At 62.2% G+C, this 20,380-nt stretch carries 19 protein-coding genes and 1 pseudogene; 9 read left to right on the forward strand and 11 right to left on the reverse strand.

Annotated elements, in window-relative coordinates:
* Positions 1 to 72 precede the first annotated feature (72 nt).
* Positions 73 to 627, forward strand: a complete 555-nt coding sequence (locus DMO26_RS26400) for a glyoxalase superfamily protein (RefSeq protein WP_117195317.1) — start codon at positions 73 to 75, stop codon at positions 625 to 627.
* On the opposite strand, the gene DMO26_RS26405 is transcribed toward DMO26_RS26400, so the two are convergent.
* Positions 628 to 1,500 carry a LysR family transcriptional regulator gene (locus DMO26_RS26405; protein WP_117195318.1) on the reverse strand — a complete coding sequence of 291 codons (873 nt, stop codon included), beginning with the start codon at positions 1,498 to 1,500 and terminating at the stop codon, positions 628 to 630.
* An 89-nt stretch (positions 1,501 to 1,589) separates the two neighbouring features.
* Here DMO26_RS26405 and DMO26_RS26410 point away from each other — a divergent pair.
* Positions 1,590 to 2,837, forward strand: a pseudogene (locus tag DMO26_RS26410) (MFS transporter).
* Here the strand turns inward: DMO26_RS26410 and DMO26_RS26415 are convergent.
* The 5 genes from DMO26_RS26415 to ubiE all read right to left on the reverse strand — a co-directional run bounded on the left by DMO26_RS26415 (position 2,834) and on the right by ubiE (position 9,101).
* Positions 2,834 to 3,616 carry a COG3904 family protein gene (locus tag DMO26_RS26415; RefSeq protein WP_117195319.1) on the reverse strand — a complete coding sequence of 261 codons (783 nt, stop codon included), beginning with the start codon at positions 3,614 to 3,616 and terminating at the stop codon, positions 2,834 to 2,836. The pseudogene DMO26_RS26410 and the gene DMO26_RS26415 sit on opposite strands and share 4 nt — an antisense overlap.
* Positions 3,603 to 4,946 carry a hypothetical protein gene (locus tag DMO26_RS26420; RefSeq protein ID WP_117195320.1) on the reverse strand — a complete coding sequence of 448 codons (1,344 nt, stop codon included), beginning with the start codon at positions 4,944 to 4,946 and terminating at the stop codon, positions 3,603 to 3,605. Before DMO26_RS26420 ends, DMO26_RS26415 begins: the two co-directional genes overlap by 14 nt.
* 108 nt (positions 4,947 to 5,054) lie before the next feature.
* Entirely contained in the window at positions 5,055 to 6,650 is a 1,596-nt protein-coding gene (locus DMO26_RS26425; RefSeq protein ID WP_117195321.1) for an aromatic amino acid ammonia-lyase, read from the reverse strand.
* 107 nt (positions 6,651 to 6,757) lie between these two features.
* Positions 6,758 to 8,320, reverse strand: a complete 1,563-nt coding sequence (gene ubiB, locus DMO26_RS26430; protein WP_117195322.1) for a 2-polyprenylphenol 6-hydroxylase — start codon at positions 8,318 to 8,320, stop codon at positions 6,758 to 6,760.
* A gap of 4 nt (positions 8,321 to 8,324) precedes the next feature.
* Positions 8,325 to 9,101, reverse strand: coding sequence for a bifunctional demethylmenaquinone methyltransferase/2-methoxy-6-polyprenyl-1,4-benzoquinol methylase UbiE (gene ubiE, locus DMO26_RS26435; RefSeq protein WP_117195323.1), 777 nt, complete (start codon positions 9,099 to 9,101; stop codon positions 8,325 to 8,327).
* Between the two features lie 151 nt (positions 9,102 to 9,252).
* Here ubiE and mutM point away from each other — a divergent pair, with 151 nt between their 5' ends.
* The 6 genes from mutM (at position 9,253) to DMO26_RS26470 (ending at position 15,290) form a co-directional block, all read left to right on the forward strand.
* Positions 9,253 to 10,131: a bifunctional DNA-formamidopyrimidine glycosylase/DNA-(apurinic or apyrimidinic site) lyase gene (gene mutM, locus DMO26_RS26440; RefSeq protein ID WP_117195324.1), complete on the forward strand. Its 879-nt coding sequence runs from the start codon at positions 9,253 to 9,255 to the stop codon at positions 10,129 to 10,131.
* A 60-nt stretch (positions 10,132 to 10,191) separates the two neighbouring features.
* Complete coding sequence (locus DMO26_RS26445) at positions 10,192 to 10,965, forward strand: enoyl-CoA hydratase (protein WP_117195325.1); 774 nt, start codon at positions 10,192 to 10,194, stop codon at positions 10,963 to 10,965.
* Positions 10,966 to 11,147: 182 nt separating this feature from the next.
* Positions 11,148 to 11,414, forward strand: coding sequence for a 30S ribosomal protein S20 (rpsT, locus tag DMO26_RS26450; protein ID WP_117195402.1), 267 nt, complete (start codon positions 11,148 to 11,150; stop codon positions 11,412 to 11,414).
* An 859-nt stretch (positions 11,415 to 12,273) separates the two neighbouring features.
* Positions 12,274 to 13,836, forward strand: a complete 1,563-nt coding sequence (dnaA, locus tag DMO26_RS26460) for a chromosomal replication initiator protein DnaA (protein ID WP_117195327.1) — start codon at positions 12,274 to 12,276, stop codon at positions 13,834 to 13,836.
* Between the two features lie 220 nt (positions 13,837 to 14,056).
* Positions 14,057 to 14,677 carry a LysE family translocator gene (locus DMO26_RS26465; protein ID WP_226951430.1) on the forward strand — a complete coding sequence of 207 codons (621 nt, stop codon included), beginning with the start codon at positions 14,057 to 14,059 and terminating at the stop codon, positions 14,675 to 14,677.
* A 4-nt stretch (positions 14,678 to 14,681) separates the two neighbouring features.
* Positions 14,682 to 15,290, forward strand: coding sequence for a class I SAM-dependent methyltransferase (locus DMO26_RS26470; protein WP_117195329.1), 609 nt, complete (start codon positions 14,682 to 14,684; stop codon positions 15,288 to 15,290).
* A 72-nt stretch (positions 15,291 to 15,362) separates the two neighbouring features.
* On the opposite strand, the gene hemW is transcribed toward DMO26_RS26470, so the two are convergent.
* The 5 genes from hemW to rph all read right to left on the reverse strand — a co-directional run bounded on the left by hemW (position 15,363) and on the right by rph (position 18,938).
* Positions 15,363 to 16,541, reverse strand: coding sequence for a radical SAM family heme chaperone HemW (hemW, locus tag DMO26_RS26475; RefSeq protein ID WP_117195330.1), 1,179 nt, complete (start codon positions 16,539 to 16,541; stop codon positions 15,363 to 15,365).
* A 7-nt stretch (positions 16,542 to 16,548) separates the two neighbouring features.
* Positions 16,549 to 17,193, reverse strand: a complete 645-nt coding sequence (gene rdgB / locus DMO26_RS26480) for an RdgB/HAM1 family non-canonical purine NTP pyrophosphatase (protein WP_117195331.1) — start codon at positions 17,191 to 17,193, stop codon at positions 16,549 to 16,551.
* Positions 17,194 to 17,251: 58 nt separating this feature from the next.
* Entirely contained in the window at positions 17,252 to 17,557 is a 306-nt protein-coding gene (locus DMO26_RS26485; protein ID WP_117195332.1) for an antibiotic biosynthesis monooxygenase family protein, read from the reverse strand.
* A 79-nt stretch (positions 17,558 to 17,636) separates the two neighbouring features.
* A complete protein-coding gene (locus DMO26_RS26490) occupies positions 17,637 to 18,044 on the reverse strand; it encodes a VOC family protein (protein WP_117195333.1) in 408 nt (135 codons plus the stop codon).
* Positions 18,045 to 18,221: 177 nt separating this feature from the next.
* Positions 18,222 to 18,938 carry a ribonuclease PH gene (gene rph, locus DMO26_RS26495; protein ID WP_117195334.1) on the reverse strand — a complete coding sequence of 239 codons (717 nt, stop codon included), beginning with the start codon at positions 18,936 to 18,938 and terminating at the stop codon, positions 18,222 to 18,224.
* A 219-nt stretch (positions 18,939 to 19,157) separates the two neighbouring features.
* Between rph and hrcA the strand changes: the two genes are divergently transcribed.
* Entirely contained in the window at positions 19,158 to 20,237 is a 1,080-nt protein-coding gene (gene hrcA / locus DMO26_RS26500; protein WP_117195335.1) for a heat-inducible transcriptional repressor HrcA, read from the forward strand.
* Positions 20,238 to 20,380: the final 143 nt, after the last annotated feature.

A 20,380-nucleotide genomic window follows, 5' to 3' on the forward strand; every position in this document is an offset into this window, starting at 1 on the left:
CCACTGGCTTAGATGACGAACGGTTCAGCAATGCGGGCACTGACACGCCGTTCGTTGTTTGGAGGATAGAGAATGCGCGATTTTCGCGATGCAAAACTGATGGCCCAAAATCTACGCGAGGCGCTCGCCTTCCGCAAGATCGACGTGACCCACAGCCAGGCTCTGGAACTGGTCGCTGCCGAATTCGGCTACGACGAATGGAATGTACTCGCTGCCAAGATCGCGGCGGCCGAACCACAGCCTGAAAAATCGGACGATATCTGGATCCAGCCGGCTATCCCGATCTTCCGGATATTTTCGATCGAAAAGGCAATGGAATTCTACTGCGACTTCTTAGGCTTCAAGCTGGACTGGGAGCACCGTTTCGGCGAAAACTTTCCGCTCTATTGCCAGGTCTCCCGCAGCGGTTTGCTGATGCACCTGTCGGAACATGCGGGCGATGCCTCGCCGGGCGCGCGCACCTTCGTGCCGATGCGGGGCATCCGCGCCTTCCACGCCGAGCTGAGCGGCAAAAACTACCGCTATATGAAGCCGGGTCTGGAACAGGCTGATTGGGGCCTGGAACTGGCCGTTACCGACCCCTTCAGCAATCGCATCACCTTCTGCGAGCGGGAAATTAAGGGCTGATCACACCAATCCCATCAGGTTGAGCGCGATCGGGGAGCGCTGTGCCTTCAACATGGCGAGCCCCAGCCGTGCGATCAGCGGCGGCCCTTCGATCGGCCGGAAGACCACGCCTTCGATCGCCAATTTGGCGATCGAAGCGGGTACGATCGACACGCCGAGATCGGCGGCCACCAGATTGATCACCGAGGGGATCTGCGGCGCCTCCTGCGTCACCGCCAGATCGAACCCCGCCTCGCGGCAGCCGCGCACGATATCGTCGTAGAGGCTGAGGCCCACCGTGCGCGGGAAAAGAATGAAGGGCTCGCCGGCCAGCGCTGAAAGCGGCACCTGACTGTGTCCGGCAAGCGGATGATGCGCCGGCAGCGCGATCAGCATCGGCTCGTCGGGCAGGCGTTTCATCCGCACTTCCCGCGGATCTTCCAGTCCGGGGCGAATGAAGGCTGCGTCCAGTTCACCGCGTACCAGCTTTTCCATCAGCCAGTTGCTGTTCATCTCGCTCAGCGCCAGCGCCACATCCGGCCACTGGTTGCGAAAGCGCCGGATCGCACCGGTCACCAGCGGATTGAAAGCGGCGGAAGCCGTGAAACCCAGGGCCAACCGCCCGGTTTCGCCGCGTGCTGTCCGTTGGGCGGAAAGGATGGCGTTGTCGGCGGAAGCCAGGCAAGCCTTCGCCTCGGCCAGGAATGCAATGCCGGCCGCCGTCAGTTCCGCCCCGTGCGGCACGCGATGGAAGAGCGCAGTGCCGATCTCCATTTCGAGAACGCGGATCTGCTGGCTGAGCGGCGGTTGGCCGATGCCGAGCTTTGCCGCCGCGCGGGTGAAGTTGCCCTCCTCGGCGACCGCCAGAAAGTACCGGATATGCCGCAGCTCCATATGCAGAACCTATCGAGATTGTCTGCTCCATATATTGGACACATGAGGATCGCCTGGCTACCTTTTCCTCATCGAAAGGTTTTCTGATTATGCCGCGTGCCGCCGACCTCCGGACAGATGCCCTCGCGTCTCCCGATATTCATCTCGTAAAACCTGCCGGGAAAGAGGCGGAAAAGCAGTTTCTGATTCGCGGCACCCCGCCTTACCGCCGCGCGAGCCTGGCCTTCTTCATGTCCGGCTTTGCCACCTTCGCGCTGCTTTATTGCGTGCAGCCGCTGATGCCGATCTTTTCGCAGGATTTCGGTGTGAGCCCGGCCGCAAGTTCTCTGTCGCTCTCGCTTTCCACCGGTTTTCTCGCGGTGGCGATCTTCTGCGCTGCGGCGGTCTCGGAGCGGTTCGGGCGGCGCAGCTTGATGTTCGTGTCGCTGCTCGGCGCCTCGCTCTGTACGATCGCCTGCGCCACTATGCCGGATTGGAATGCACTTCTGGTCATCCGGGCTCTGGAAGGTTTTCTGCTCGGCGGGGTGCCGGCCCCGTCGCCATGGCCTATCTTTCGGAGGAGATCGATCCCAAGGGGCTCGGCGCCTCGATGGGCCTTTACATCGCCGGCAACGCCTTCGGCGGTATGGCGGGCCGCGTCCTCACCGGCATGCTGGCGGAATATTTCTCCTGGCGCCTGGCTCTGGCCGGCATGGGAGCGATGGGCATCGCCGCAGCGATCGGTTTCCTGGTCCTTTTGCCGCCGTCGCGCAATTTTCACCCGCGCAAATCCGATGCGCGATACCATATCGATGCTTGGCTCGGGCACCTGAGGAACCCCGCGCTGGCCCTACTTTTCGCCATCGGCTTCCTGGCGATGGGCGCCTTCGTGACCATCTATAATTATGCGGGCTTCCGCCCAGACCGAACTCGGCCTGATCTTCACGGTCTACCTCTTCGGCATCGCAGCCTCCTGGGCGGCGGGGCATTTCGGTGATCGCTTTGGCCATTTCCTGGTCATGCCGATAGGCATTCTCGTGGCTGTGGCGGGGGTGGTGGCCACGCTCGCGCCGTCATTGTGGCTGATCATCCTCGGCATCGTGCTGCTCACCGCCGGCTTCTTCATGGCCCATTCGGTGGCGAGCGCGCTGGTCGGCAAGCTGGCGCGCGGCACCAAGGGCCACGCATCGTCGCTCTATCTGCTGGGATATTATCTCGGCTCCAGCATTGCTGGCTCGCTCGGCGGCCATTTCTGGAGCGCCGATGGCTGGCGGGCGGTCGCCGCCTTCACCGGCATCATGCTGCTCGCCTCGCTTGCCGCTGCACTGCAGGCCGGGCGAATCGCCCGGAGGGACTAGCCCTTCCTTTTCGCCGTGGGCATGGATTCCACGGGTGTGGTCAGCCTGAAATCGGCCATTTCAGCAGGGGTAAGGTAATAGAGCCGGTCCGGGGGCGTTTCGAGCGCGTTGATCCAGAGACCCGCGCCGATGCCCATCGCGTCGAGATGCCGGGCGACCCGTGCGGTGGTCGATTGCGCCGAAGACATCGCCTGTTCCGCCGTCGGCTGGTTCCTGGCCCCATTGAATACCTGATGGACGCCGATCACCGCATCCTTCTCCGCCACACGGCCGAGGCCGCCGGCAAAGACGATCGGGCAGGAGGAGGCGCAAAGCGCCTTGCTGGCGACCTTCGTATTGAGCTTCTTCTCCCTGATCAGTTTCGACATGGCCAGCGCATCGTCGACTGAACCGCCGGGAGAATTGAGCGCCACCACCTTCACATATTCGCCGCGCGCCTCGATCTCCTGCGCAAACCGTCCGGCTGCACCCAGATCGATCGTTCCTTCGGCCAGGAGCATGCCGCCGGGTTTCAGTTCGAACTTCATCGGCTGGCGCAATACTTCCTTCGGGCTTGCAGGCTGCACCGGCGGTGCCGCCGGCACACCTTCGGTAAGCGCCGGCGGCAACACGGGCTGGTCCTCATGCATCGGATCGAAGCCCGGCAGCTCCGCATTGGCGGTGGCGATTTCGCGAATGTCAACGACCAGAAACGCGGCCGCCACACACAGCAGGATGTAGAAGGCGCCGCGCATCAGCGCCCCGTCGTCGAGCCTCCTGACCGCGTCACCGATCCTCATGCGTCCGGTCCCGTGTCCGCGATTTGAGGTCGATGCTGGTGATGTTGTTAGGCTCGGCTTCGATGGATGCCGTCTCTGGCGCGGCTTGCGGTTCCGGCTCCTGGCCGGCCTTCGCCTTCGCAACTGCCTGCTCAGCATGGATGCCGTCGGCGGTTACCGCGCGCTGCACTTCGAGCGCCCGCAGCAGTTCGGCAGCGGTGATCCTTTCGGCAAACGGCAGGCTTTCCTCCTGCCGGCGGATCGCGCTGTGCACCACGGCAAGGATGAATACCATTACGCCGGGCAGCAGGTCGATCGAGATTGCCCCGGCCCATGCGGGAATGAAGTCCTGCGCATAATGCAGCACGGCTTCGGCGGAAGACAGCGGCACGAAACGCCGCTCCTGCACCGGCGAACGGGCCAGGATCTCGTCGGCGGCCTTGGCAAGCGCCCTGGATTGCGCCGAAACGGAGGTGCGCACCGTATCCATCACCTGGTTCTGGCGATTGACGAGATCTGCCGCGCCGCCATCCGGGACAGGCGCGATGAAACCGAGCGACAGATCGTCCGCCGCACGGCGGATCGACGGGGCGATCGAGGTTTGAGCGAGCGACGTGATGACGCCGGTCAGTGCCACTGCCTCGGTGGAGAACTGGTCGGCGCGCGGCTCGATCGCGCCGGGCGCGGAAACCAGCGAGCGCATCGTCTCCAGCCGCTTCTGTCCTTGTTCGAAGAGATCGGTCACCTGCTCGCGCGAGGCATTGATGCCGGCTTCGAGCGACTTCATCTGTGCCGACATCTGCGAAAGAAGCTGAACGACGCTGCCGGAGCCGGTCGTGCCGGTCAGCGAGCCTGACTGGCGTTCGATCGCCGCAAGCTGGGCGAAACGTTCCGAGGCGCGCTGGATATCCGGCAGCAGGCTCTGGGCGGCGAGCGCATTCTGGTGTGCCCGGTCGAGATCGGCCGTATAATCCTCCACCGTCTCGGCGAGATGCTGCTCGACGGCGGCTGAACCGGCAAGCGCAGCCGCATTCAGCCAGCTCGACATGGCCAGGATCATCGCCGCACCCGTCGCCATAACGCCGAGCATCGCGGTGCGGCCGGTGCGGGTCGTCACATGCGGATAGAACCGTGCCATGTAGGACCAGAAGGCGTAGATGCCGACCGAGACCGAAGCCGAATAGATGACGGCCGCAAAGAAGACGGCGGTGGGCGATCCGTCGAGGATCGTGCGGGCGCCGAGATAGGTATAGACACCCGACGCGAGCGCCAGCACCGCGAGCGCAAAACGGGTCGTCGTTTCCACGGCGGCAATGCCGCCCTGCAGTCTCTGAGAAGCGCCAAGCGCCATGCCGTGTCTCCGAAAAGGAATGTATTCCTTAACAAGCGGTGAAGAAACCGGCGAAATGAAGGCCGCTCCCGGTTGCGGTTCTCCGAACCCGTTTGGCCCCGCTTCAGTTCAGGCGGTCAGAGGCCGCAGCTGATGAAGACTGCCGATGCGAAAACCGCCGAGGACGAAAAAGCCGTCGATTGCATGGATCGGCGAGATGGCGATGAGTTGCGTCAGAAATTGTTCCGAGGACAGGTCCTCCTCGATCGCCTCGACCTCGGCGGAGAGAGGCCGGTCGACGGAGTAGAAGGCTGCATGCCGCCTGACTATGTCGTAGACGAGCTTCACGGCGCCGCCCGGTTCGTCGCCATGGATGTCCATCGCCTGGGCGGCGAGCAGGGCTTCCAGCGCCGCAAGCCGTTTCAGGGCCTGCATCTGCCTCTCGAACCGCTCGATGACGAGCGGCAGGAAGGCAGCCTCGTCCTCCATGCCGCCGGCGACGACGAGCGATTGCGCCGAGACCGGATTGGTCATCGAAAGCACGCGCGAAAAGATCTCGCCGGCGAGCTTGATGATCGGTCCGAAGCCGGTGGCGATCGCTCCTTCCGGTACGAGATTGACCGGCAGCCCGCGCCTTTGCCCGTTGCCGAGCAGGACACAGCGGTTGAAGGCGTTGCGGGCCGCATGCGCCATGCAGAGCGATGCCGATTCCAGAAGGACCGTGACGTCGAGCGGCAGAGAGCCGCCCGAGGTCAGAACCCGACCCTGGGCAATGACGGGATTGTCGTCCGAACGGCCCGTTGCCGCCAGCACCTTGTGGCCCGCCGCCAGCAGGCTTTCGAAGACCGAGCCGAACACCTGGGCGATCATGCGCAGGCTGAGCGGGTCCTGCACATGCGTGCCGTCCGGCCAGTCCCAGCCTTCTGAGGCGTTGCACAGCCACTTGCCGATCATCGCCTCGCGCGCCGTGCCGACATGGGTGACGGCGACCCAGGGGTCGCGCGAGGCTCCCATGGCGCCTGAGGCGGCAAGGCCGGTGGCCAGCAGGGTACGCAGCGCTCCGGCTGCGGCGCGGATCGTTTCAGCCGCTGCTGCGAAGCTCACCGAATTGACACTGAGCGATGCCAGGCTGTCGCGCGGCGCCATACGGGTGGGTTTGAGGCCGGCGCGGCGGAAAGCGTCTGCCGCCGGAAGACGTTCGCCACGGTAAACGGCCTCGCCGACACCGGTCAGCACCGCGCCGATCTGCCCCATCAGGCCGATGTCGGCGCAGCCGATCGAGCCGGTGCGCCGCACCACGGGAATGACGTCCGCGGCAAGAAGATCGAGATAGGCATGCACGAGTTCTGTCGAGCAGCCGACATAACCGGTGAGCGCGGTGTTGACGCGCAGCGCCATCGCATTGCGGACGACGGAAATCGGAAACGGGTCGCCGGTGCCGAAGTGATGGGCCCGCACCAGACCGAGGTTGAAGGCATCCAGTTCGGCATTCGACCAGGCGACGTCCTTCATTGCGCCGACCCCGGTTGTCGCTCCGTAGACCGGCGTGCCCTCGGCGATCGCCCCTTCGAGGATATCCCGCGCCGCCTGCACGCGTGCCAGCCCGGCGGGTTCCGCCGTCACCTTCGCTTTGCCCTGGCCGATCAGCAGCAATTCGGCAAAACCGATCGGCTGGCCGCTCAGCTCGATGTGCGTGTGTTCAACGGATGTGAAATCGTCGGGCATGAAATCCTCTTTCCACGCAAACTAGCGCGGCGGAGAGGGGAGGGAATATCCCAAATTGCGGACATCCCATGTCGCATCCATGCGGATACAGGTTCGATACGAGCTTTTCAGCCGAGCGCGAATGCCAGGTAGACGAGCGAAAGCGCGATGATCCAGAGCGCAACGCGGCCCGAGCGGCTGTGCCGCGCTTCCGACTTGCCGATCGCCTCGGCCGTTTCCGGATCGAAGCGCAGGCCGTGCTCGCTCATATGGACGAGTTCCTTGTGCAGCGTCTCGGTCTTGGAGGCGATTTCCGGCAGGGCCTCGGCGAGTTTCACGGCCGCCTTCACGCCGTCGCGCAAATCCGAGACGACGCGTTTCGGGCCGAGATTGTCGCGGATCCACTGGCCGACCACCGGTTCGGACGCCTTCCACATGTTGAAGCGCGGGTTGAGCATGCGCGACACGCCTTCCACCACCACCATGGTCTTCTGCAGAAGGATGAGTTCCGGCCGCGTCTGCATCTCGAAAAGGTCGGTGACTTCGAAAAGCAGCGCCAGAAGCCGCGCCATGGAAATAGTCTCGGCCGGTTGCCCGTGGATCGGCTCGCCGATCGCCCGGATTGCCTGGGCAAAACTCGCCACATCGTGATGCGCCGGCACGTAGCCCGCCTCGAAATGCACCTCGGCAACCCGCATGTAATCGCGGGTGATGAAACCGAAGAGGATTTCCGCAAGGAAGCGCCGCTCCTTCTTTCCAAGCCGCCCGACGATGCCCATGTCGACGGCGACGATCATGCCGGAGGAATCGACGAAGAGATTGCCGGGATGCATGTCGGCATGGAAAAAGCCGTCCCGCAGCGTGTGCCGCAGGAAGGACTGGATCAGCAGTTCGGCGAGCTTTTCGAGATCGTGCCCGGCTGCCCTGAGGCCTGTGACGTCGGACATCTTGAGGCCGTCGATCCATTCCATGGTGATGACGTCGCGGCCGGTCCGCTCCCAGTCGATCTGCGGCACGCGGAAACCGGGGTCGTCCTTGGTGTTTTCGGCGATTTCGGAAAGGGCCGCAGCCTCGAGGCGCAGGTCCATTTCCATCTTGGTCGTTTGTTCGAGGGTGCGTGTCACCTCGACCGGCTTCAGGCGCCGGCTCGATGGCACGAAACGCTCCTGCAGGCGCGAGAGCAGGTACATGCTCTCGATGTCGTGGGCGAAACGCTGGCGCACGCCGGGCCGCACGACTTTGACGGCCATCTTCCTGCCGTTCACCTCGGCGGGATGCACCTGCGCGATGGACGCCGCCGCGATCGGTTCGCCGAAGGACGTATAGAGATCGTCGATCGGGCGGCCGAGCGAACTTTCGATCGCGGATTTCGCCGCTTCGGTCGGAAAGAACGCCATCCGGTCCTGCAGCAGCGCGAGATCGACCGACCAGTCGATGCCGACCACGTCCGGCCGCGTCGCGAGGAACTGGCCGATCTTGACATAGGAGGGGCCGAGCCGGTCGACGGCACGCGTCAGCCGCTCGCTGCGGGCCTGTTTCTTGGCGCGAAACCGGGCCAGCGGATCGACCAGCGATTTGACGATGCCGACGACGGGCGGCATGTCCTGCGTCGGCAAGGCCGAGACCACGCCCTCGCGCACCAGAACCCAGCCGACGCGGACAAGCCGGAAATAAGCGCCGATCGTGCTCATGCGGTCAGAGCTTCCAGCCGGAATGCAGCGCTGCAATGCCGCCGGTGTAGTTGGTGTAGGTCACGCGCGAAAAACCGGCATTGCGGATCATCGCGGCAAAATTCTCCTGGTTAGGGAACTTGCGGATCGATTCCACCAGATACTGATAAGGTTCCGCGTCACCCGTGATCATCCTGCCGAAGCGCGGGATCGCCTTGAACGACCATTCGTCGTAAAAGCGTTCGAGCAGCGGGAGTTCCACTTCCGAAAACTCCAGCACCAGCAGCCGGCCGCCCCGTTTCAGCACGCGATAGGCTTCCTTCAGCGCCACATCGATATGCGGTACGTTGCGGATGCCGAAGGCGACCGTGTAGGCGTCGAAGGAATTGGCCTCGAAGGGCAGCGATTCCGCATTCGCCTCTACGAAATCGAGGTTTTGGGAAAGCTTCCTCTTTTCGGCCCGCTCGGCGCCGACGGCAAGCATCGAACCGTTGATGTCGAGCACGGTCGTGTGCGCCTTGCGCTCCGATGCCTCGACGATTCGGAAGGCGATGTCCCCCGTCCCGCCCGCGACATCCAGGGTTTTGTAGCCCCCGTCCTTTCTCGGGTTGAGCACATTGATCATCGCATCTTTCCAGACCCGATGCATGCCGGCCGACATAACGTCGTTCATCACGTCGTAGCGCTTGGCCACCTTGTGGAAGACGTCGTTGACCAGGCCCTGCTTCTCGCCATCGGCCACCTTGCGGAAGCCGTAGGAGGTCTCCATGCCGCCTTCGGCGTTGGTGCGGGCCTCGGTCATCGGTGAACTCCTTAATTCTCTACCTTCGGGCGACCATAGCGAAGTCGTTCCGCTCTCGCTATCTGTGGCTCGCCTATTATAGATGAATGCGACATCGGGTCCGGTCTATAGATCAGGAACCGGGTGCTTGGAACAGGAAGTTAGGTAGATCATGCCCGAATTGCCAGAGGTGGAAACGGTTCGCCGCGGCCTTGCGCCCGCGATGGAGGGCGCGATCGTCGAAAAGCTCCAACTGAACCGCCCGGACCTGCGATTTCCGCTGCCGGAAAATTTCGGCGAAAAGGTTGGCGGCCGCCGTATCGTCTCGCTCGGCCGCCGTGCGAAATATCTGCTGATCGATCTGGAGGACGACCTGACCGTCATCAGCCATCTCGGCATGTCCGGATCGTTCCGGATCGAGAACGAGACACCCGGTAAATTCCATCATCCGCGCTCCAAGGACGGCAAGCACGACCACGTCGTCTTCCATCTGAAGCATGAGAAAGGCTCGCTCCGGGTCATCTACAATGATCCCCGCCGTTTCGGGTTCATGCAGCTTTGGAAGCGCAGCGAACTCGACCTCTACCCGGCATTCGCCGGACTTGGACCGGAGCCCACCGGCAATGCCCTCGACGCCGATTATCTGGCCGGCCGCTTTGCCGGCAAGGCGCAGCCGCTGAAAGGAGCACTGCTCGATCAGACGGTGATCGCCGGCCTCGGCAATATATATGTGTGCGAGGCGCTGTGGCGCTCGCACCTTTCGCCGAAACGCCCGGCAGGCAGTGTCGTCACCAAGACCGGCAGGCCGAAGAAGGAGCTGGAGCTTCTCAACGCCTCCATCCGCGAGGTGATCGCCGATGCGATCGCGGCCGGCGGCTCTTCGCTCAAGGACCATATCCAGACGGACGGCTCGCTCGGTTATTTCCAGCATTCCTTCTCCGTCTACGACCGGGAAGGGGAGGCTTGCCGCACGCCGGGCTGCGGCGGTACGGTCGCCCGCATCACCCAGGCGGGTCGCTCCACATTCTATTGTCCGGCTTGCCAGAAATAGGACCCGCCGAAAATAGCGCATCAGAAACGAAGACAGGCCGGAAACCCGAGGAGACGCCGGATGAGTTACGAAACCCTGCTGACCGAAACCCGAGGCGCCGTCGCGCTCGTCACGCTCAATCGTCCTAAGGCGCTGAATGCGCTGAATTCCGCCGTCATGGCGGAGCTCGCCGACGCGCTTTCCGGTTTCGGCAGGGACGAGACGATCGGCGCGATCGTGTTGACCGGTTCGGAAAAAGCCTTTGCCGCCGGCGCCGACATCAAGGAGATGCAGGGCATCGATTTCGTCGAGGCCTATGTGAACGACTTCATCTCGGGCTGGGAGGCGATCGCTGCGACCCGCAAGCCGATGATTGCCGCCGTCTCCGGTTTTGCGCTCGGTGGCGGCTGCGAGCTTGCCATGATGTGCGATTTCATCATCGCCTCGGAGACGGCCAAGTTCGGCCAGCCGGAGATCACGCTCGGCGTCATTCCCGGCATGGGCGGTTCCCAGCGCCTGACGCGCGCTGTCGGCAAGGCGAAAGCCATGGATCTCGTGCTCACCGGCCGGATGATGGATGCGGCGGAGGCCGAGCGCGCCGGGCTGGTGTCGCGGATCGTCGCACCCGAGCGGCTGATCGACGAAGCGGTGGAGGCGGCGGAAAAGATCGCTGCCTTCCCGCGCGCCGCGGTACTGATGGCCAAGGAAGCGGTCGCCCGCTCCTTCGAGACGACGCTTGGCGAGGGGTTGAGGTTCGAGCGGCGGCTTTTCCACTCGCTGTTTGCCACCGCCGACCAGAAGGAAGGCATGGCGGCCTTCGTCGAAAAGCGCAAACCTCAGTTCCGGAATCGGTGAAAGAGGATCGTTACCGATCAAAATCTGCGTTGACGGGAGCGGGTATTCCGGCTATATGCCCGCCCACAGTTGGGAAAGCCCGATCGCGGCTTCCTCTATTGCTCCCGAATTGCTGGATCGAGGGTCGCAGGACCGACGCGGCAACGGCGGAGTTTTGGTTCGAATTCGTAGAGAGGCATGAAATGGCCAATACAACTTCGGCGAAAAAGGCGACCCGCAAGATCGCTCGCCGTACCGCCGTCAACAAGGCTCGTCGTTCGCGCGTCCGTGGTTTTATCCGCAAGGTCGAAGAAGCCATCGCATCGGGCGATCTCGCCGTAGCCGCCGAAGCCCTCAAGGCTGCCCAGCCGGAGATTGCTCGCGCCGCCTCCAAGGGTGTGCTTCATAGCAACACGGCATCCCGCAAAGTGTCCCGTCTTGCGGCACGCGTGAAGGCCCTGTCGGCCTAATTATTGTCACAAACTGGTTCATAAAAAAGCCTGGTCGATTGACCGGGCTTTTTCTGCTTCTCTCAGCCTGCCTGATATTTACCCGGCTCATTGACATTTTCGTGTCAGGGTCGTGACATAAAAAACATATAAAAATCAATAACTTGCTAGAGGTCCATGAGTCTCCGTCCAGCTTACGCTGCGGCAGAAAGCCCTCGGAACGAGTCAAGGGAATTTTTATTTTTCCTGTGAACAATGCCGCCTGCAGTATGTCATTTTTGAATCCCATTGATTCAACAGCGATTCTCCATCGGACGTTCTGCGGCATTCAAACCATGCCCCGCGAGTCAACGCCCGGCTCTTAATTTTGCGTAAAATTCATCATTGATCTTGGCATTTGATCCTGCCTAAATGGCTTTCAGCAAGGGGCGCGGGGATTACTTCAAAGGGCTGCCGGCAACCGTCTGTTACAGATGGTGTGGAGACCTTATTGCCTCTTGCTACGGGAGAAACGTGCCCGTTTTCCAGATAACCATCGGTTGCAGGCCGGAAATTGGCATTTTCCGGAGGCGGTCGATTTTGTCAACGCCCAACTCGGCCTCGTTGCCGAACGAAGGAGGTTGGATAGGGTCCGGACGGCTCATGATGAGGATGAGGCGTTTGTACGCGCGGGATGGCTCCCGCAGGTTTGTGCTCGTGTACGAGGCGGGCTCAGGCGAGCTTTTGTCGACTGCGAGGCGGCAGGGGCTTTGAAAAAGGGGACGGGCGGCGACGGTTCTCAATGACTGGGAATGGTTTTGCTGTGCCTTAAAAACGAGGTTTGTCCTGGCGGCGTAAACGAGAACCGCCGGGCTGCAGAGATTGGAAGGCGGCGATTAAAATGCAGATGAATACCGTATCGGCCCGTGCAGGTAATGGGGACCACGCGCGGCAGGCGCTCGATTCAGTTTGCTCCCAGGCGGCAGGGGAAACATCAGAAATGAAGCATGATGCTCTTTTCGAGCGGTTCAGCGCACGTCTGAAAGCACAGGTCGGCCAGGACGTATATGCAAGCTGGTTCGGCCGCTTGAAGCTGCACTCGGTCTCGAAGAGCGTCGTCCGGCTCACGGTGCCGACGACTTTCCTGAAGTCATGGATCAACAACCGGTATCTTGATCTGATCACCTCCATTTTCCAGGCGGAAGATGCGGAAATCCTCAAGGTGGAAATCCTGGTGCGCAGCGCAAGCCGCAGCACCCGCGCTCCGGCGCTGGGCGAAGAACGCGTTCAGCCCGAGCCGCAGGTTCAGTCGGCCTCCTTTCCGCGTCGCGAAGCTCCTCGCGAAATCGGCAGGGTAGCCTCTTTGCCGGCGCCGGCTGCCGCTCCGGCGGCCCGTCCGGCCCAGGCGCCGCTTTTCGGCTCGCCGCTCGATAGCCGTTTCACCTTCGAAACCTTCATCGAAGGCCCTTCCAACCGGGTCGCACTCGCCGCCGCCAAGACGATTGCCGAAGCCGGCGCCGGCGCGGTGCGTTTCAATCCGCTCTTCATCCATTCGGGCGTCGGGCTCGGCAAGACCCATCTCCTGCAGGCGATCGCCAATGCTGCCGTCAGCAGCGAGCGCATGCCGCGCGTCGTTTATCTGACGGCGGAATATTTCATGTGGCGCTTCGCCACTGCGATCCGCGACAACGACGCGCTGACGCTGAAGGACTCGCTGCGTAACATCGACCTTCTGATCATCGACGACATGCAGTTCCTGCAAGGTAAGATGATCCAGAACGAATTCTGCCATCTTCTGAACATGCTGCTCGACAGCGCCAAGCAGGTGGTGGTTGCCGCCGACCGGGCTCCCTGGGAACTGGAATCGCTCGATCCGCGGGTTCGTTCCCGCCTTCAGGGCGGCGTGGCGATCGAGGTCGAGGCGCCGGACTATGAAATGCGTCTCGAAATGCTGAAAGGACGTCTGGCGACGGCGCGTCAGGACGATCCGTCGCTCGATATTCCGACGGAAATCCTGAGCCACGTGGCCCGCAACGTCACCGCCAGCGGTCGCGAACTCGAAGGTGCCTTCAACCAGCTTCTGTTCCGTCGTTCCTTCGAGCCGTCGCTGTCGATCGAGCGCGTCGACGAACTGCTCGCCCATCTGGTCGGTGCAGGCGAGGCGAAGCGCGTCCGCATCGAAGACATCCAGCGCATCGTCGCGCGCCATTATAATGTCTCGCGCCAGGAACTGGTGTCCAACCGCCGCACGCGCGTCATCGTCAAACCGCGCCAGGTCGCCATGTATCTGTCGAAGACCATGACGCCGCGCTCATTTCCGGAAATCGGCCGTCGGTTCGGCGGTCGCGATCACACGACGGTGCTGCATGCGGTCCGCAAGATCGAGGAAATGATCTCCGGCGACACGAAGCTCAGCCATGAGGTCGAGCTGCTGAAGCGGCTGATCAACGAAAACAACGCCTGATGCTGTCGGATCGTCGCGCCTCGCGCGACGATCCATGGCTTTTCGGGTGGAGCGACGAAATCTCCGGCCCGGATTCGGATGATCTCGGCCCGTTGTTGGCTGTCTCGGTCTATCTGTGCGGATAGAAGTATTGCGGCCCTGCTTCGGGGCAAACGCGATTCTCCTTGACCTGCCGGCATGCTTGGCTCATCAACCGAATGACAATGCGCGTTGGAGTCCGATGATGTTTCTTCTGTCGGTCGCGATGATCTGGGCCGTGGCCTGCGTCACGCCGGGGCCGAACACTCTCTTGATCATGCGCTACTGCCTGACCGCGCCGCGGCAGGTGGCAATCGTTGCCGCGATTGGCACGATCACAGGCACCTTCTGCTGGGGACTAGCCGGCTGGCTCGGCATCAATGTTCTCTTTCAGGCGGCGCCCTTTGCCTATCTGGCGCTGAAGATCGTCGGCGGGCTTTATCTTGTTTGGCTGGGCCTCAAGATATTCCTGGATGTCCGCAAGACGCGCCGGGTGGACGATATCGGTGCGGCCAAGGTCGATGTGCCGCTGAAGACGGCCTATCGCATGGGGCTTGCCACCAATCTGGCCAACCCGAAGTCGGCGCTGTTTGTCGCTTCCCTCTTTGCGGCGACCATGCCGGCCGGCACGCCGTTTCTTTATGGCCTCGCGGCGATTGCCGTGATGGTCGCCGTCTCGGCCACCTATTATACGATCCTGATCGGCCTCATCACGCATCGCACGGTGGCGGCCGCCTATCTGAAGGCCAAGAAAAAGATCGATCTCGGCGTCGGCATGGTCTTCGTCGGTTTCGGCACCAAATTGCTCCTGTCTCAGAGGTAGCGGGATGAGCGGCATCGACAATCCGACGACCCGTTTTTATTCCGACAATGCCGCCACCTATGCCGCACGTCTTTCCGAAGCGAGCCTGATGCGGCTCGACCGGTTCCTGGAAAAATTGGCGCCGGGCGCGGAAATCCTCGAACTCGGCTGCGGCAACGGTCGCGACAGCGCCGAGATGATCCTCCGCGGATTTCGGGCTGTGCCGACTGACGGCACGCTGGAAATGACGGCGGAGGCTTCGAAGCGCCTCGGAATTCCGGTCGGGGTCCTGCGTTTCGAAAATATCGATATGATCGAGGCCTTCGACGGCGTCTGGGCCAATGCCTGCCTGCTGCATGTACCGCGCCCCGAACTCGGCGATATCCTTGCCAGGATCCACGCGGCGCTTCGCCCGGGCGGCGTCTTTTACGCCAGCTTTAAGGCCGGCGAGGCCGAGGGGCATGATAGCCTCGGCCGCTTCTTCAATTATCCCTCGAAGGACTGGCTGGAGACGGCCTATTGGGCCATGCCCTGGGCCTTAGTGGAGATCGAGGGCAATAAGGGAAGTGGTTACGACAGCCGGCCGACCGATTGGCTGCATGTCTTGGCGGTGAAAGATTCGCCCTCTCCCTGATGGGAGGGTGAGGTGCCGGAACTTATTCGCATCTTGCAGAAATGCGGTAGACCGGTGCCATGCCGCCAATCGTCAACACGCGAGATCCGCCACCACCGCATCCAGGACCAGCATGCCGGACGGCGTGCAGCGCAGGCGCGAGTTTCCAAGCCGTTCGATAAACCCATGCTCCAGCAGCCGCTCTTCGCGGATGGGATCCGGATCGCGGCCGGAAAGCTGCTGCCAGCGGGCCAGATCGACACCTTCCCGTAGTCTCAGTCCCATTAGCAGCAGTTCGTCGGCCTGTTCCTCGTAACCGAGGACTTCCTCTTCCAGCATGCCGTGGCCGATGCGTTCCACCTGTTCGAGCCAGGTTTCTGGCCGCCGTTCGGTAGAGGTGGCGATTTTGGCAGAGCCCCTTGTCAATCGGCCGTGCGCCCCCGGGCCGATGCCGGCATAATCGCCGTAGCGCCAGTATGTCAGGTTATGCCGGCTTTCGGCCCCCGGCCTTGCGTGATTGGAAACCTCGTAGGCCGGCATGCCGTGGCGTCCGGTGATCTCCTGGGTTGCCTCGTAGAGTGCCGCCGACTGGTCGCCGTCCGGCACGATTAGCTTGCCCGCCTTGTGCAGGCCGAAAAAGGGCGTGCCCTCCTCGATCGTCAGCTGATAGAGCGACAGATGGTCGACGGCATAGGAGATGGCTTCCTCGAGTTCCGCCTCCCAGGCCTTAACCGTCTGGTTCGGCCGGGCATAGATGAGGTCGAAGCTCATGCGCGGAAAGATGTCGCGCGCCAGCCGGATCGCCTTCAGTGCATCGGCAACGTCGTGCAGCCGGCCGAGAAACTTGAGATCCGTGTCGTTCAGGGCCTGCACGCCGAGCGACACCCGGTTGACGCCGGCGTCCCGATAACCCCGGAAACGGGTCGCCTCGACGCTGGAGGGGTTGGCCTCCATGGTGATTTCGATCCCGTCCGGCACATGCCAGTATTTTGCAATGCCGTCCAGGATCGCGGCGACAGTGGCGGGATCCATCAGCGAGGGCGTGCCGCCGCCGAGGAAGATGCTGGTGACCGTCTTCGGCCCGCTCATCTTCCGCATCACGTCCATTTCCTTCAGGAAGGCGGCGGTAAAGCGCGGCTGGTCCACCGGCTGGTGGCGCACATGGCTGTTGAAGTCGCAATAGGGACATTTGGCCGCGCAGAAGGGCCAATGGACATAAACGCCGAACCCGGGTTCTCCGGTATCGGGCAGAAGGGGTGCGGCGGGATTCAATGCTAACTCACGCCTCCAGGCACGTTTCCACGAAACGCTTGAAAGCGCGGGCGCGGTGCGAAAGCGCTTCCGGTTCACCGGGCTTCCAGCCGTGTTTCTGATCGCTCGTCATTTCGCCGAAAGTAATGTCGTAACCTTGCGGCTGGAAGATGGGATCGTAGCCAAAACCTTGGCCGCCGCGCGGCGGCCAAGCGACGGTGCCCTCCACCTCGCCGCGGAACATTTCCGTATGCCCGTCTGGCCAGGCAAGGCAGAGAACGCTGACGAACCGGCAGGAACGCTGCTCGGGCTTTGTCGCGCCTTTTTCCTGAAGCGCCTTCTCCACCTTTTCCATCGCCATCTGGAAATCGCGGCTGCCGTCCTCGCGCTCCGCCCAGTTCGCCGTATAGACGCCCGGCGCGCCGTCCAGCGCATCGATCACGATGCCGCTGTCGTCCGAAAGCGCCGGCAGGCCGGATGCCTTGGCGGAGGCCAGCGCCTTGATCGCCGCATTCTCCTCGAAGGTCGTGCCCGTCTCGTCCGGCTCCTCGAACTTCAGCTCGGCTGCCGATTTCGCCGAAAAGCCGAACGGGCCGATCAGATCGGCGATCTCGCGGATCTTGCCCTGGTTGTGACTGGCGACGACGATGGTTTTGGTGTCGAGTTTGCGCATTCTTGGTCTTTATGAAATGAAAAACGGATAGTCGCTGGGCTTGTCGGTCGGGTTTAGCCTAGACTTCTTCGACCACTTCATGATGTGCCACGAAATCGTCGAAATCGACCAGCGCGGCGATCGCACCCGGCTCGACGACGGCCTTGTCAGGTGTGTCGCCGGCGAAATCGCGAATGGCCTTCATATCTTTCCAGCGTGTCAGCACGACAAACTCTACGCGATCGTCCAGCCGCCGTCGGCTGAGGTGTGCGCCTACAAATCCCGGCAGTTCCTTCAGTTCCGGCACCACATGATTCCGAAAGTGAATCGGATAGGCGTCCGAATTGGCAGCGGAGGCGCGGCCTCGCCATTCGCGTATGATCATGGGGAACTCCCGGGTCCTGCTGTTGCGCTTATATCGGAGTTTGGCGGTGGAGACCAAGAGCCTTGTGGGCGGCCGCCCCCTAGTCGAGATTCCAGAGCTTAGGTTCCGCACATTCGAGACTGTTGCCGGCCGGATCGCGAAAATAGATCGAGCGGGCGCCGTTCGGCCAGCGGAAATCGCTTTCGATTGTTATGTCTGCCTTGTTCAGCTTTTCGGCCATCCTGTCAATCGTTTCGCCGTTCATGCGGAAACAGGCGTGCCCGGGACCGGTCGCGCCGTGCGGCGGCACCGGCAGGGCGTCGGCTGACGGCGGCTTCACGGTTTCGGCAGGGTTGAAGATCAAAAGGATGCCCGGACCGCAGCGGAAGAACACATGCCGGTTGCCGGTGCGCAGCACTTTTTCGAGCCCCAGAACGCCGCTGTAAAAGGCCTCCGCCGCATCAAGATCATCGGCATAGAGCGCGGTTTCGAGAATGCCTTCGATCATCTTCCCTTCTCCCGCGTGCTGCCCCTCATCCGCCTGCCGGCACCTTCTCCCCGCAGGCGGGGAGAAGGAAATATGCCGCACCATTTCCCGTCAGAGCGACGTCGAATGATCGGTGAGGCACGTCCCCTCTCCCCGCGTGCGGGGTGAGGGTTAGGGTGCGAGGCATCGGCCAATCGCTTACGCGATCGCCTGCTTCTGCAGCGCCACCAATTCCTGCGTGCCGTCCTGTGCAAGCGAGAGCAGCTTCAAGAACTCTTCCTGGCTGAACGGCGCACCTTCCGCCGTGCCCTGCACCTCGACGATGCCGCCGGCGCCGGTCATTACGAAATTGGCGTCCGTCTCGGCAGCCGAGTCTTCCAGATAGTCGAGGTCGATCACCGGCTGATTGGCGAAGATGCCGCAGGAAATCGCGGCGACGTGATCCTTCAGCACCTTCTCGACCTTGACCATCGAGCGTGCTTCCATCCACTTCAAACAGTCATGGAGCGCGATCCAGCCGCCGGTGATGGAGGCCGTGCGGGTGCCGCCATCCGCCTGGATGACGTCGCAGTCGACCGTGATCTGCTTTTCGCCGAGCGCTTCGAGATCGACGACGGCGCGCAGCGACCGGCCGATCAGCCGCTGGATCTCCTGGGTGCGGCCGCCCTGCTTGCCCGCCGCCGCTTCGCGCTTCATGCGTTCGCCGGTGGCGCGTGGCAGCATGCCGTATTCGGCTGTGACCCAGCCCTTGCCGGAATTCCTGAGCCACGGCGGCGTCTTTTCTTCGAGGCTCGCGGTGCAGAGCACATGCGTATCGCCGAACTTCACGAGGCACGAGCCTTCCGCGTGCTTGGAGAAATTGCGCTCGAAAGAAACCTTGCGCATCTGGTTGGTCTGTCTGCCTGACGGCCGCATGCTTCGCTCCCTGTAATTCGGTTTTCGCCTTCTAAAGCAATTCCTGGAAAAGTGTGAGCGGTTTTCCGCCTGCAATCATGAAACCGAAAATCCTTCGCCCGGCCGCCGACAGGGACTTTAAGGCGGGCGATGGTGGCGACTGCCGATTTTCTCTTTGGCGAAGGCGTCGCGAATGACTATATTTTTCCGGAAGACCAACGGCCAGGGTGAAAGCAGTAGATGGAATTTTCGGTATCGACGGCGAGGGACAGCGGCTCTGTGCTTGACGACCGTTCGCGCGAAATCTTCCGCCGCATCGTAGAGAGTTATCTGGAAAACGGCGAGCCGCTCGGCTCCCGTAATCTGTCCCGCCTTCTGCCCATGTCGTTGTCTCCCGCCTCGGTGCGTAACGTCATGAGCGATCTGGAAGAGCTCGGCCTCATCTATTCGCCGCATATCAGCGCCGGCCGCCTGCCCACCCAGTCCGGGCTCAGGTTCTTCGTCGACGCTTTCATGCAGGTGGGTGATCTCTCGGACGAGGAGCGGGCCAATATTGACCGTCAGATCAGGCCGGCCAATCGCGATCAGACGATGGAAGCCCTGATGGCGGAAGCGAGCCTCATGCTGTCGGGCGTGTCGCGCGGGGCTGGCATCGTCATCACCACCAAAAGCGACCCGGTCCTCAAACACGTGGAATTCATTCGGCTGGAACCCACCAAGGCGCTTGCCGTGCTGGTCGGCGATCACAATCAGGTGGAAAACCGTATCATCGATCTGCCGGCCGGCGTGACCTCGTCGCAATTGACGGAGGCTGCGAATTTCCTGAACGCGCATCTCTCCGGCCAGACACTGCCCGAGCTGCGAGGCGAGCTCAAGAAGCTCAAGGATCGGGTGCAGAATGAGCTTTTTTCTCTCTCGCAGGATCTCGTCGAACGGGGGCTTGCCGTCTGGTCAGGCGATGTCCAGGAGGGAAAGCCGAGCCAGCTCATCGTGCGCGGCCGCGCCAACCTGCTCCAGGGTCTCGACGAAGCGGCCGATCTCGACCGTCTGCGGCTTCTGTTCGACGATCTCGAAAAGAAGGACAGCCTGATCGAGATCCTCGATCTTGCGGAAAAGGGGCCGGGGGTCCGGATTTTCATCGGCTCGGAAAACAAGCTGTTTTCGCTCTCCGGATCGTCGCTCATCGTCGCGCCCTACCGCGACGGCGAAGACCGGATCGTCGGCGCCGTCGGCGTCATCGGGCCGACGCGGCTCAATTATTCGCGCATCGTGCCGATGGTCGACTATACGGCCCAGTTGCTGGCGAGGCTGTCCCGCTGAAGCCTTTTCGTGCCGTTTGCGCTTGGGTGACCTAGTTTCCTGCCAAGCCTTGATTTTTTCACCTTTAGCCTCGATATCGGGGCACAAAACCAAGCCCATCGATCCAAGCCCGGAAGTCCGGGCCAGGAATAATCGGAGACCGT

The sequence above is a fragment of the Rhizobium terrae genome (genome assembly GCF_003425685.1).
In the GTDB taxonomy this organism is placed as follows: domain Bacteria; phylum Pseudomonadota; class Alphaproteobacteria; order Rhizobiales; family Rhizobiaceae; genus Neorhizobium; species Neorhizobium terrae.